10 protein-coding genes and 2 riboswitches are annotated in these 12,313 nt (G+C 67.8%); of the genes, 3 read left to right on the top strand and 7 right to left on the bottom strand.

Annotation, left to right across the window (positions count from 1 at the left end; all coding sequences use genetic code 11):
- Nucleotides 1-67, bottom strand: a riboswitch (SAM riboswitch).
- Nucleotides 68-254: 187 nt separating this feature from the next.
- Complete coding sequence (locus tag Y706_RS0122230; protein WP_028278300.1) at nt 255-1,571, bottom strand: bifunctional o-acetylhomoserine/o-acetylserine sulfhydrylase; 1,317 nt, start codon at nt 1,569-1,571, stop codon at nt 255-257.
- A gap of 61 nt (nt 1,572-1,632) precedes the next feature.
- Nucleotides 1,633-1,748: riboswitch (SAM riboswitch) on the bottom strand.
- Nucleotides 1,749-1,917: 169 nt separating this feature from the next.
- On the opposite strand from Y706_RS0122230, the gene Y706_RS0122235 reads away from it, so the two are divergent.
- Entirely contained in the window at nt 1,918-2,556 is a 639-nt protein-coding gene (locus Y706_RS0122235; protein WP_026266630.1) for a VOC family protein, read from the top strand.
- A gap of 102 nt (nt 2,557-2,658) precedes the next feature.
- Here the strand turns inward: Y706_RS0122235 and Y706_RS0122240 are convergent, their stop codons facing one another.
- The gene (locus Y706_RS0122240; protein WP_028278301.1) at nt 2,659-3,426 is read right to left on the bottom strand and encodes a CPBP family intramembrane glutamic endopeptidase; all 768 of its coding nucleotides are present in this window, start codon (nt 3,424-3,426) and stop codon (nt 2,659-2,661) included.
- A 100-nt stretch (nt 3,427-3,526) separates the two neighbouring features.
- On the opposite strand from Y706_RS0122240, the gene Y706_RS0122245 reads away from it, so the two are divergent.
- Entirely contained in the window at nt 3,527-4,207 is a 681-nt protein-coding gene (locus tag Y706_RS0122245; protein WP_028278302.1) for a histidine phosphatase family protein, read from the top strand.
- A gap of 6 nt (nt 4,208-4,213) precedes the next feature.
- Here the strand turns inward: Y706_RS0122245 and Y706_RS0122250 are convergent, their stop codons facing one another.
- The 4 genes from Y706_RS0122250 to tdh all read right to left on the bottom strand — a co-directional run bounded on the left by Y706_RS0122250 (nt 4,214) and on the right by tdh (nt 9,593).
- The gene (locus Y706_RS0122250; protein ID WP_028278303.1) at nt 4,214-5,446 is read right to left on the bottom strand and encodes an amidohydrolase family protein; all 1,233 of its coding nucleotides are present in this window, start codon (nt 5,444-5,446) and stop codon (nt 4,214-4,216) included.
- Between the two features lie 11 nt (nt 5,447-5,457).
- On the bottom strand, nt 5,458-6,582 hold the full coding sequence (locus Y706_RS0122255; RefSeq protein ID WP_028278304.1) for an NAD(P)/FAD-dependent oxidoreductase: 1,125 nt from the start codon (nt 6,580-6,582) through the stop codon (nt 5,458-5,460).
- A 654-nt stretch (nt 6,583-7,236) separates the two neighbouring features.
- Complete coding sequence (locus Y706_RS0122260) at nt 7,237-8,448, bottom strand: glycine C-acetyltransferase (protein ID WP_028278305.1); 1,212 nt, start codon at nt 8,446-8,448, stop codon at nt 7,237-7,239.
- 98 nt (nt 8,449-8,546) lie between these two features.
- A complete protein-coding gene (gene tdh, locus Y706_RS0122265; protein ID WP_028278306.1) occupies nt 8,547-9,593 on the bottom strand; it encodes an L-threonine 3-dehydrogenase in 1,047 nt (348 codons plus the stop codon).
- Nucleotides 9,594-9,773: 180 nt separating this feature from the next.
- Here tdh and Y706_RS0122270 point away from each other — a divergent pair, with 180 nt between their 5' ends.
- On the top strand, nt 9,774-10,682 hold the full coding sequence (locus tag Y706_RS0122270) for a LysR family transcriptional regulator (protein WP_028278307.1): 909 nt from the start codon (nt 9,774-9,776) through the stop codon (nt 10,680-10,682).
- A gap of 3 nt (nt 10,683-10,685) precedes the next feature.
- On the opposite strand, the gene gatB is transcribed toward Y706_RS0122270, so the two are convergent.
- Entirely contained in the window at nt 10,686-12,191 is a 1,506-nt protein-coding gene (gene gatB / locus Y706_RS0122275; RefSeq protein WP_028278308.1) for an Asp-tRNA(Asn)/Glu-tRNA(Gln) amidotransferase subunit GatB, read from the bottom strand.
- Between the last annotated feature and the right edge of the window lie 122 nt (nt 12,192-12,313).

Consider the following 12,313-nt stretch of genomic DNA (forward strand, 5'->3'; position numbering starts at 1 on the left):
ACCCGGGGCACCCCGCCGCAAAAGGAGGGTTGCCGGCCAGCAAGCCGGGGCTGTCGCTGGCACTCATGACCTGGTACGAGTCTACGAAACAGGGTGCGGAAATCACGAAGATTATGACTTCCATGTGACAGCCGGACCCGTCAGCACCGCAGTTTCCCCACCTTTGACAGCCGTGACCGGCGGGTCGCGCCGAAGTGCCGGCGATTCGCGGCGTCATGCCAGCAAAGGTGGGGAAATTCCGCGTGGGCTTCCGTCTAGGCGGTCTTGGCCGCGCGGAATCCGGCGTCGAGGTCCGCCAGGATGTCGTCAATATGCTCCAGTCCCACCGAAAGCCGCACCAGCCCGGGATTCACCCCGGCGATCACCTGCTGTTCGGGCGAGAGCTGGCTGTGGGTGGTCGACGCCGGATGGATCACCAGCGACCGGACATCGCCGATGTTCGCGACGTGCGAGTGCAGTTCGAGGGCATCGACGAACCGCTTGCCGGCCTCCGCTCCCCCGGCGATGTTGAACGCCACGACGGCGCCTGTCCCCTTGGGCCCGTACTTGCGGCCGCGCTCGTACCAGGGGCTGGACGGCAGCCCGGCGTAGGCGACCGATTCGACGTCGTCCCGCCCCTCCAGCCATTGCGCCACCTTCGTGGCGTTGGCCACGTGGCGCTCGACGCGCAGGCTCAGCGTTTCGATGCCCTGGGCGATGAGGAAGGCGTTGAACGGGGACACCGCGGAGCCGAGGTCGCGCAGGAGCTGGACCCGGGCCTTGAGGATGTAGGAGAGGTTCGCGCCCAGCGCGCCGTCGGCTCCGAGGTCGCGGGCGTAAACCAGGCCGTTGTAGGTGGGGTCCGGGGTGTTGAAGCCGGGGAACCGCTCCGGGTCTTTCCCGAAGTCGAAGTTGCCGGAGTCCACGATCACGCCGGCGATTGCGGCGCCGTGCCCGCCGAGGTACTTGGTGGCCGAATGGACCACGATGTCCGCGCCCCACTCGATCGGCCGGATCAGGTAGGGGGTGGAGAGCGTGTTGTCGACCACCAGCGGCACGCCGGCCTCGTGCGCCACGCGGGAGACGCCCTCGATGTCCAGGACGTCCTGGCGGGGGTTGGAGACCACTTCGCCGAAGAACAGCTTGGTGTTGGGCTGGACGGCGTCCCGCCACTGGTCCAGGTTGTCCGGGTCCGCCACGAAGGTCACGGAGATGCCGAACTTCTTCAGCGTGTGCGCGAGCAGGTTGTAGGTTCCGCCGTAGAGGCTGGGGCTGGCCACCACGTGGTCCCCGGCCTCGGCGATGTTGAGGATGGCGAACGTCTCGGCGGCCTGGCCGGAGCTGAGCAGCAGCGCCGCGAGGCCTCCTTCCAGGCTGGCGACGCGCTGTTCAACGGCGTCCTGGGTCGGGTTGCCGATCCGGGTGTAGATGGGCGCGAGCTCGGCGAGCGCGAAGCGGTTCGCGGCGCTTTCGGCGCTGGGGAACACGAACGACGTCGTCTGGTAGATGGGCAGGGAACGCGCGCCGGTGGCGCTGTCCGGCTCCTGGCCGGCGTGGATCTGGCGGGTTTCAAAGGACCAGGCGTTGGACATTGGTGCTCCTCGAGTCACTGGGCACAGCACCGGCCGGGGCTTTCGGCCCGAACCGGAACAGGCGCCGCGCTTGCCCTCCGGCGGGCGCCGGACGGCCAGGTCTTCACCCGGGGCACCCCACCGCGATACGAGGGTTGCCGGCCAGCAAGCCGGGGCTGTGCGCTGGCACTCATGACCTGGCTTCAGTGTAGGAATGGCGGCGGAGCCATGGATAGCTTTGTGACGAAGATGAAGACGGCCGCCGTGACGGAGCATCCGGGGCGCCGCGTTCCGTGCCCCAGGACGTCCCATGACGGTTAGGGGAGCCTAAGCTGAGAGGTCCATCACAAAGTGCCAAGATGATGGCATGCGCATGGATCACGTCTCTTACGCCTGTGAACACGATGGCTTGGCAGCCACCACTGAACGTATTGCGTCTGCCCTCGGCGTTGAAGCCGTGAAGGGTGGAGTGCACCCCCGTTTCGGGACACGCAACATGATTATCCCGCTCGCGGGACACAAGTACCTGGAAGTCGTGGAGGTCCTGAACCACCCGGCCTCCGACAAGGCCCCGTTCGGCCAGGCCGTCCGGGCACGCTCCGAGGCCGGCGGCGGCTGGATGGGCTGGTGCGTCGAGGTTGACGACCTGGCCCCGTTCGAGGAGCGGCTCGGCCGTGCCGCCGTCAACGGCAACCGGAAGTTTCCCGACGGCCGCGAACTGGTCTGGAAGCAGATCGGCATCCTGGGGCTCATCGCCGACCCCCAGGTGCCGTACATGCTCAAGTGGGAGGGCGACCCGGAGTTGCACCCGTCCAACGCCTACGCGAGCGATGTCAAGATGTCCGCACTGACCATTGCCGGTTCGGCCGCACGCGTCACGGAGTGGCTGGGCGAACCGGTTGAAAAGCCGCTGGAAGACGTCGCCGTGAACTGGATCGCGCCGCACGGTACTCCCGGCATCCTCTCTGTCACCTTCGAGACCGCCTCCGGAGCGGTCACGATCTAACGTTCCACCTGCCCCACGCTTCGGCCGCCATCTCTTAGGTGCCAACGATGTCACCTAGGAGACGGCGGCCGAGATCATTTAAGGCCTGCTCCTAAAAGCAACTCAGCCCAGGCCCACGGCCTTGCCGAACAGGCTGAACCCCACGAACGCCACAGTGTCCAGGATGGCGTGGGCGATCACCAGCGGCATCACCCGTTTGGTCCGGATGTAGACCAGCGCGAAGACCACGCCCATCACCGCGTTGCCGATGAACGGCCCGAACCCCTGGTACAGGTGATAGCTGCCGCGGAGCAGGGCGCTGGCGGCGATGGCCGCCGGCACGCTCCAGCCCAGTTTCCCGAGCCGGTCCAGCAGGTACGCCACTACAATCACTTCCTCGACCACCGCGTGCCTGATCGCGGACAGGACCAGCACCGGCACGGTCCACCAGTAGGCGTCCAGGGCGCTGGGGATGATCGCCGTCGTGATCCCCAGCGCCCGGCCGGCGGCGTAGAGCCCCAGGGACGGAATGCCGATGAGCGCAGCTAGTCCGAGCCCCTGCAGGAGGTCCTTGCCGGGCCGGGCGAAGTCGAAGCCGATCCTTCGGAACGCCGAGGTTCCGCGCTCACCGGCCGGCCAGTGCTCGGTGAGGAAATAGATCACGAGGGCCACCGGGACCAGGGCGAAGATGATGTCCAGCAACTGGTAGGTGAGGTCGAAGTATTCGCGTGCGCTCTGTGAGCGGTTCAGGGTGGATGTCCCCTGGGCCAGCGGCGCCGTGGTCATCTTGTCCAGCAACTGCACCAGGGAGTAGATCGCGGACTGCCCGAGCGACAACCCCAGGACAATCAACACTTCGAACCGCAGCCGACGGCGGGAGGGAACCAACATGGTTCTATCTTGCCTGCACTTGCCGATAGTTTGCTGGTGCCCGGGTGGTGCGGGCCGCGGCGGCACCCGCGGCTTTTTGGGAGCCCTATGCTAGGGGATTATGAGTGCGCCCCGGAAAATCATCATGATCCGGCACGGCCAGTCTGCCGCCAATGCCGACACCTCGATCTACAACCGTGTTCCGGACTACCGGATCCCGTTGACCGCACTGGGCCTGGAGCAGGCCACCGCGGCCGGGGAGGAGGTCCGGCGCCAGCTGGACGGCCGCCCGGTGTGCGTCTACGTCTCCCCCTACCTGCGGGCCTACCAGACCCTCGAGGCGCTGAATCTCGGCCCGCTCGTGGAGCGGGTGATCGAGGAACCGCGCCTGCGCGAACAGGACTGGGCCAACTTTCAGATCGCCGGCGACATAGAGGACCAGAAGGAGCTCCGCAACGCCTACGGGCACTTCTTCTACCGCTTCCGCGAGGGCGAGTCCGGTTCCGATGTGTATGACAGGATTTCTTCCTTCATGGAAACCCTGCACCGGCACTGGTCCCGGCCCGGCTATGCCCCGAACGCGCTGTTCGTGACGCACGGATTGACCATGCGGCTGTTCTGCATGCGCTGGTTCCACTGGTCGGTGGAATATTTCGAGTCCCTGAACAACCCCGAGAACGCCGAGGTCCGCACCCTGCTGCGCACCTCGCACGGCAAGTACGAGCTCGACAAGCCCTTCACGCAGTGGGAGAAGAGGCGCGTGGACGAGACCGTCCTCGATGCACCGCCCATGATGTTCTAGGGCACGTCAGCGGACCGGCTGCGCTACGCCGGCCCGCCACACCGCGTGCGTCAGGGGGATGCCGGGCCGGTAGGCCAGGTGCGTGGCGGAAGGGGCGTTGAGCAGGTGCAGGTCCGCGCGGTGCCCGACGGCGATCGAGCCCACCGCGCGTTCGCCGTCGACGTCGTTCCCGGACTCCCGCCCCAGGGCCAGGGCGCCGCCGTAGGTCGCGGCGCGCACCGCCTCATGGACGCTGAGCCGCATCTGCAGCACGGCGGTGGTGACGCAGAACGCCATGGAGCTGGTGTAGGACGTGCCGGGGTTGCAGTTGGAGGCCAGCGCCAGCTGCACACCGGCGTCGAGCAGTTCCCGGCCGGGGGCCAGCGGCTGCCGGGTGGAAAGATCGCAGGCCGGAAGGCACGTGGCAACCGTGCCGCGCTGCCCGGATCCAGACGTGCCGCTGCCGCCGGCGGCGTCCCAGCCGGACCAGCTGCCGGCAAGGGCATCGACATCCGAGGCCGAAAGGTAGTTCACGTGGTCCACGCTGGCGGCGCCGACTTCGACCGCCAGCCTGACTCCGGGGCCCTCGCCGAGCTGGTTGCCGTGGACGCGCAGCCCCAGCCCGGCGGCCTTGCAGGCCAGCAGCACCCGGCGGGACTGGTCCTCGTTGAACGCGCCCTGCTCGCAAAAGACGTCGGCCCAGCGGACGTAGGGCCGGACTGCGGTGAGCATCGGCCCGCAGACGAGCTCCGTGTATTCCTCCGCGTCCATTCCGGCGGGCACAAGGTGCGCCCCCAGGTAGGTCACCTCGTCCGCCACCGTGGAGGCGATGCGGGCGCTGCGGGCCTCGTTCTCGAGGTCCAGGCCGTAGCCGGTTTTGGTCTCCAGGTAGGTGGTGCCCTGCGACACGGCCTCCGCGACGCGGCCCATCGCCAACCGGGTCAGGTCGAAGTCGCTCGTGCTCCGGGTGGCGCCGGTAGTCACGGCGATCCCGCCGGCGCTGTAGCTTTCCCCCGCCATCCGGGCCTCGAACTCGGCAGTGCGGTCCCCCGCGAAGATCAGGTGCGTGTGGGAGTCGACCCAGCCCGGGAGGAGCGCCCGGCCACCGGCATCCACCCGTTCGTCCGCGGCCGGGGCGTCGGCCACGGGCCCGAGCCAGGAAATCCGCTCCCACTCGATTACCACCGCCGCGTCGCGGAGGACGCGGTGTTCCGCGTCCTGGGTCATCAGTTCGGCGATATTGGTGATGAGGGTACTCATAGATCCATTCTTCAGCGCCGGATGGACCAGCGGGTCGCGGCCAGTGCCTCCGCTGTCCGGGATGCCGGACTGGCGTCCCGCGCCGGGTTCGGGGCCGGGGCGGAGCCTTGGCCGGCGAGGATCAGCCCGGCGGCCAGTTCCGCGACGCCGGATGAGGTCTGGAATCCGTACCCGCCCTGGCCGGCGAGCCAGAAGAATCCGGTGGCCTCGGCGTCGAACCCCACCACCGGGACGCCGTCGGCCGCCTCCGTCCGCAGCCCCGTCCAGGCGGTGCGGACGTTCCGGATCCCGAGCGTCGTGATCTCGTTGAGCCGGACGATGACCCGTTCGACGTCGCCGGGATAGGGCCGGGCGTCCTCGGGCCCGCTCGGCACGTGTTCGGCGGGCGAGATCAGGACCTGGCCGTTGTCGGGCCGGAAGTAGAAGCTGTCATCGGCCGCCGCCACCATCGGGCAGGCTTCCGGGAGCGGATTCTCGACGTCGACGATCGCCGCGGTGCGCCGGTACGGCTGCAGGCCGAGCTTCTCGACGCCGCTGAGGACGGCGAGCTCGTCGGCCCACGCACCGGCGGCGTTGACCACGACGGCGGACTGGAAGCCTTCCTGCCCGGCGCCCAGTTCCCAGCCGGTGCCCAGGCGCTGGGCGGAATGTACCCTGGCGCCGGTAATGATGTCCACGCCGCCGGCCACGGCGAGCCGCCGGTGCTCCTCGAGCAGCACGGGGGCGTTGCAGGCGAAGGATCCGGTGTCCAGCCCGGCGGCGCTGAACGAATCCGGGACCAGGGCCGGGCACAGGTCCAGTGCCTCGGCGTGGGTGATCCGGTGCATGTGTCCGCTTGCCTCCGCCCGGACGGTGGCGTCGTCCCCGATCAGCATGAAACTGCGCGGGGTGAGCACCGGTTCCGGACGTTCGGCGTCCCGGGCCGCGATGAGGTCGAGCGTCCGGACGGTGAGCTCCTGGACCACAGGCGGGCCGTAGCTGGGAATCAGTTGCCGGGCCGAGCGGGCCGAGGTGTGGTACGCCAGGGTCTGCTCGGCTTCGATCAGGGCCACACTGCAGTGCCCGGCCAAGGCGGAGGCAAGGGACAGGCCGGCGATTCCGCCGCCGACAATTACGACATCGTAATGAGCTGACATGGTCCCATCCTTGCAGATTGTCGGGTCAGGCCGCGCCGGTAGCCGGCGTTTGCCTCAACCTGCGCCCCGGGCGAGCGGCGTCAATCGGGTCCCACAGTCATCACCAGCGCCATTGTTGGATCCCCGGGCGTTGAAATGTCCAGTGACTCACGGCGTTCTCGGCATATGCCGTCTCCACGATTCCGAGTTTGGCGGCAACTTTCTTGAAATCCTGGTTGCTTGGATAAATTGTGCACGCCGCCCCGGGACATGCCCTTCCTTGGTCCGCACGGCTGGACATGTCCCTCGTTGCGGCGGCAGACCCGGGACATGCTCTTCCTTGGTCCGCACGGCTGGACATGTCCCCTGTTGCGGCGGGCCGGCCCGGGACATGCCCCTCGTTGGTCATGGCCGTTGGACATAGTGGCATTATGTCCAGCCCTCGCTGCCGAAGCTGGACATGTCCCTCGTTGCTGCGGGCCGGCCCGGGACATGCCCTTCGTTGGTCGCGGCCATTGGACATAGTGGCATTATGTCCAGTCCTCGCTGCCGGAGCTGGACATGTCCCGCGGACCAGCACGTGGAGGAAGCCTGGATGAACGGGCAGGGCCTGGCTCCTGGGGCCGGGCCGGACCCGTGCTGAATGCGGGGGCCCGGCCTCGGCGATCAGGCGCTCTAGGCTGCTGCCACTGCTGCGCGGCTGCGCACGAACGCCTGGACGCAGGCTTCGACGTCGTCGGCGCTGTGCGCGGCGGAGAGCTGGACGCGGATCCGGGCGGCGCCCTTGGGCACCACCGGGTAGCTGAACGCCGTGACGAAGACGCCGTTGTGGAGCATGGCGTCGGCCACCTTGGCCGCCATGACGGCGTCGCCGAACATTACCGGGACAATGGCGTGCTCGCCGGAGAGCAGGTCGAAGCCTTCCTCGCTCATGCGGTTGCGGAAGAGTTCAGCGTTGGCGAAGAGCTTGCCGCGCAGTTCGCCGGAGTTTTCCACGAGGTCCAGGGCCTTGAGCGTGGCCGCGACGATCGCCGGGGCCAGCGAGTTGGAGAACAGGTAGGGGCGGGCCTTCTGGCGGAGCATCGCCACGACCTCGCCGCGGCCCGAGACGTAGCCGCCGGAGGCGCCGCCGAGGGCCTTGCCGAAGGTGCCGGTGTAGATGTCCACGCGGTCCGAGACGCCGGCGTGTTCCGGCGTGCCGGCACCGGTGGCGCCCATGAAGCCCACTGCGTGGGAATCGTCCACCATGACCAGGGCGTCGTACTTGTCGGCGAGGTCGCAGATCGCCTCAAGCGGGGCCAGGAAGCCGTCCATCGAGAAGACGCCGTCCGTGACGATGATCTTGCGGCGGGCCGGGTTCTCCTGCGTGGTGGCCTCGATCAGCTTCGATTCGAGGTCCGCCATGTCCTGGTTGGCGTAGCGGAAGCGCTGGGCCTTGCAGAGCCGGATGCCGTCAATGATGGACGCGTGGTTCAGGGCGTCCGAGATGACTGCGTCTTCCGGGCCGAAGAGGGACTCGAATACGCCGCCGTTGGCGTCGAAGCAGCTGGAGAACAGGATGGTGTCCTCGGTGCCGAGGAACGCCGAGACGCGCTTTTCCAGTGCCAGGTGCAGGTCCTGGGTGCCGCAGATGAAGCGGACGCTGGCCATGCCGAAGCCGCGCTCGTCCATGGCGGTCTTCGCCGCGGCGATGATGTCCGGGTGGTCGGCGAGGCCCAGGTAGTTGTTGGCGCAGAAGTTCAGCACGTCGGCGCCGGACTCGCCGATCTGCCCGGCCTTGATGCGGTTGGCCTGCGGCGAGTCGATATGCCGCTCGGTCTTGAACAGACCGGCGCTGCGGATCTCATCGAGTTCGTGCTGCAGCTGGTCCTTGATGGCTGAATACATGGGTTGGCTCCTCGGCTGGTTGGATGCGGGGGCGGAATGCTGTGCGTGGAAGGCGGTGTATGGCAGGGGCCCGGTAGCGAGCGGTCAGGGAAAGGGGCCTAGAAAACGGTCCAGTCGAGGACCACCTTGCCGCCGACGCCGGCGCGGGCCACCTCGAAACCCTTTTCCCAGTCGGTGGCCGGCAGCGTGTCCGTGACCACGGCCGAGATATTTGCGTGCAGGGCAGGGTTGGAGGAGAGCATGGCGCTCATCGCGTACCAGGTCTCGAACATTTCGCGACCGTAGATGCCCTTCATGGTCAGCATGTGCGTGACCACCTTGCCCCAGTTGATGTCGATGGACTGGCTGGGCAGTCCCAGCATCGCGATCCGGCCGCCATGGTTCATGTTGTCGATCATCTCAGGCAGCGCGGTGGGGTGTCCCGACATTTCCATGCCGATGTCGAAGCCTTCGCGCATGCCAAGTTCGCGCTGCGCGTCCTTGACCCGCATCTTCGAGACATCGATCGCGAGGTCGACGCCGAGCCTGCGGGCCAGTTCCAGCCGGGGCGCGGAGACGTCGGTGATCGCGATCTTGCGTGCGCCCGCGTGCCGGGCGACGGCGATCGCCATCAGGCCGATGGGTCCGGCGCCGGTGATCAGCACGTCCTCGCCGACCAGCGGGAAGCTCAGGGCGGTGTGGACGGCGTTGCCGAAGGGGTCGAAGATGGCGCCGAGTTCCGGGGTGACGGAGGGGTCCTGGTGGACCCAGACGTTGGTCTCGGGGATCACCACGTACTCGGCGAAGGCGCCGTCGCGCTGGACGCCGACGCTGACGGTGTTGATGCACATCTGCCGGCGGCCGGCGCGGCAGTTGCGGCAGATTCCGCAGACGATGTGGCCTTCGCCGGAGACCCTGTCCCCCACCTTGACGTCCAGGACGTCCTCGCCGGTCTCCACGACCTCGCCGTAGAACTCGTGGCCGGCGATCAGGGGGGCGTTGATGATGCCCTGCGCCCAGGCGTCCCAGGCCTGGATGTGCAGGTCCGTACCGCAGATGCCGGTGGTCATGACGCGGATCTTGACGTCCCCGGGGCCGCTCTTCGGCTCGGGACGGTCGACGAGCTCGAATCCTGCGTGGGCGCCGGCTTTGTAGAGAGCCTTCATGGGCCTTCCTAACTGTGCTTTTGGGGTCCTGCTCCGCGCGTTCTGTTCCGCGTGTTCTGTTCCGCATGCGGGGCGGGCGTGTGGGTCAACTCACCCCATTAGACCCACCAGAAAGCATTAGCACAACCGAATTTTTCTCAATCGACGAATTAGCAATCACTGTTGCATAGAATGGCTGGCATGGAAATCCACCAGCTGGAGATGTTGCGCGAACTCGGAGCTCTGGGCAGCGTCAAGGCCGTCGCCGAAACCCTTCTGGTGACGCCGTCGGCGGTGTCCCAGCAACTGGCCGCGCTGCAGAAGACTGTGGAGGTGCCGCTGACCCGCAAGGAAGGCCGGAACCTGGTGCTCACGGAGGCCGGCCAGGTGCTGGCGGACGCCGGGGCCGCGGTGGTCAGCGCGATGGCGGATGCGAAGATGGCGATCGGCGCCTACCACGGCTCACCGGTGGCGCCGGTGACGCTCAGCGGTTTCCACAGCGCCGGGCAGGCATTGTTCGCGCCGCTGGCCCGGCTGCTGGACGGCCCGGGCCAGCCGCGGATCCTGCTCTCCGACGAGGACGTCGCCCAGCAGGATTTTCCCGCCCTGACGGCGCGGTACGACCTGGTCCTGGCGCACCGGATGGACCACAGCCCGCGCTGGCCCGAGGAACGCGTCGCGGTGATCCCGCTCGCGCACGAGCCGCTGGACGTGGCACTGCCCGCCGGGCACCGGCTGGCCGGCCAGCGCGCGGTGACGGCGGACGACGTCGTGGGCGAACCGTGGGTGACGAGCCGCGCCGGCTACTCCCCCGCCGACGTGCTCTCCGCCCTCGCGGCGGTCTCCAGCCGTGAGCTGAACATCGTGCACCGCATCAACGACTACTCAACCGTGGCGGCGCTCGTGGCGGCCGGCGGCGTGATCGGCCTGCTGCCGCGGCACACCGCGCGGCCTGTGCTGAACCCGGACATTGTGCTGCGGCCGCTGGAGGGCATCAGCACCCGGCGCCGGATCGACGTCCTGGCCCGGCCGGAGAACCTTAAACGCACATCGGTCATGATGGTCTGCGAAGCATTGCAGACCATCATGACCGATTTAGTGGGCGGCTAGGGGCTAGCCCTCGACGCCGAGGCGCTCGAGGATCAACTCCTTGACGCGGCCGGCGTCGGCCTGCCCGCGGGTGGCCTTCATGACAGCGCCGACGATGGCGCCGATCGCCTGGATCTTGCCGCCGCGGATCTTGTCCGCGACGCCGGGCTGCGCGGCGAGGGCCGCGTCGATCGCTTCCAGGAGCGGGCCGTCGTCGGAGACCACGGCGAGGCCGCGCTTCTCGACGATTTCCGCCGGAGTGCCTTCGCCGGCGAGCACGCCGTCCAGGACCTCGGAGGCCATCTTGTTGTTGATCTTGCCGCCCTCCACCATCTTGTTCAGTTCCACGATGGTGGCCGGGTTGACGCCGAGCTGGCCGGGATCGACGTCGGCGTTCTTGGCGCGGCCGACGATCTCGCCCATCCACCATTTGCGGGCCACGGTGGCGGTGGCGCCGGCGGCGATGGTTTCCTCGATCTCGTCCATGACGCCGGCGTTGACGACGTCGCGGAACTCCAGGTCCGAGTAGCCCCAGTCCGCCTGCAGGCGCTTGCGGCGCGCGGCCGGCGGCTCGGGCAGGGTGGCCCGGAGCTCCTCGACCCATTCGCGGGACGCGGTGATCGGGACCAGGTCAGGTTCCGGGAAGTAGCGGTAGTCGTCGGCGTCGGACTTGGCCCGGCCCGACGTCGTGGTCCGGGTGTCCTCGTGCCAGTGGCGGGTTTCCTGGATGACCGGCTCGCCGGAGTCCAGCACGGCGGCGTGCCGCTGGATCTCGTAGCGGACCGCGTGTTCGACGGCGCGCAGCGAGTTGACGTTCTTAGTCTCCGAGCGGATGCCGAAACGTTCGCGGCCGTGCGGGCGCAGCGAGACGTTGGCGTCGCAGCGGACGTTACCGCGCTCCATCTTCGCGTCCGAGACCCCGAGGTTCTTGACGATCTCGCGGACGGCGGCCACGTAGGCCTTGGCGAGTTCGGGGGCGCGGCTGCCGGCGCCCTCGATCGGCTTGGTGACGATCTCGACCAGCGGCACGCCGGAACGGTTGTAGTCCACCAGGGAGTAGTCCGCGCCCTGGATGCGTCCGGTGGCGCCACCCATGTGGGTCAGCTTGCCGGCGTCCTCCTCCATGTGCGCGCGTTCAATCTCGACGCGGAACACGGTGCCGTCGGAGAGCTCGATGTCCAGGTAGCCGTCGTACGCGATGGGCTCGTCGTACTGGGAGGTCTGGAAGTTCTTCGGGGTGTCCGGGTAGAAGTAGTTCTTCCGGGCGAAGCGGCACTTCTCGGCGATCTTGCAGTTCAGCGCCAGGCCGATCTTGATCGAGGACTCGATCGCGGTCTTGTTCACCACCGGCAGCACACCGGGCATGCCGAGGTCCACCTCGTTGACGTTGGTGTTCGGCTCGTCGCCGAAGACGTTCGGCGCGGAGGAGAACATCTTGGTCTTGGTGTTGAGCTCCACGTGGACCTCGAACCCCAGGACGGGATCGTATTTCTCCATCGCCTCTTCGAAGCTGAGGGTTGCGTCAGTCATTAGTGTGAGCCTCCGTGGCTTGAAACGGCAGCGTCAGTAAGGGAAGGAGCCTTGTCCAGCAGCGGGCCGCCCCACTGCGCCTCGAGCAGGGATTCCAGGACCGCGCCGACGCGGTACAGTCG

This window comes from Arthrobacter sp. I3 (assembly GCF_000520575.1).
GTDB classification, from domain to species: domain Bacteria; phylum Actinomycetota; class Actinomycetes; order Actinomycetales; family Micrococcaceae; genus Arthrobacter; species Arthrobacter humicola_A.

Bases quoted from the DNA above. Each gene is read 5' to 3' on its own strand.
- Y706_RS0122230 (WP_028278300.1), bottom strand. From the start codon at position 1,571: ATGTCCAACGCCTGGTCCTTTGAAACCCGCCAGATCCACGCCGGCCAG.
- Y706_RS0122235 (WP_026266630.1), top strand. From the start codon at position 1,918: ATGCGCATGGATCACGTCTCTTACGCCTGTGAACACGATGGCTTGGCA.
- Y706_RS0122240 (WP_028278301.1), bottom strand. From the start codon at position 3,426: ATGTTGGTTCCCTCCCGCCGTCGGCTGCGGTTCGAAGTGTTGATTGTC.
- Y706_RS0122245 (WP_028278302.1), top strand. From the start codon at position 3,527: ATGAGTGCGCCCCGGAAAATCATCATGATCCGGCACGGCCAGTCTGCC.
- Y706_RS0122250 (WP_028278303.1), bottom strand. From the start codon at position 5,446: ATGAGTACCCTCATCACCAATATCGCCGAACTGATGACCCAGGACGCG.
- Y706_RS0122255 (WP_028278304.1), bottom strand. From the start codon at position 6,582: ATGTCAGCTCATTACGATGTCGTAATTGTCGGCGGCGGAATCGCCGGC.
- Y706_RS0122260 (WP_028278305.1), bottom strand. From the start codon at position 8,448: ATGTATTCAGCCATCAAGGACCAGCTGCAGCACGAACTCGATGAGATC.
- tdh (WP_028278306.1), bottom strand. From the start codon at position 9,593: ATGAAGGCTCTCTACAAAGCCGGCGCCCACGCAGGATTCGAGCTCGTC.
- Y706_RS0122270 (WP_028278307.1), top strand. From the start codon at position 9,774: ATGGAAATCCACCAGCTGGAGATGTTGCGCGAACTCGGAGCTCTGGGC.
- gatB (WP_028278308.1), bottom strand. From the start codon at position 12,191: ATGACTGACGCAACCCTCAGCTTCGAAGAGGCGATGGAGAAATACGAT.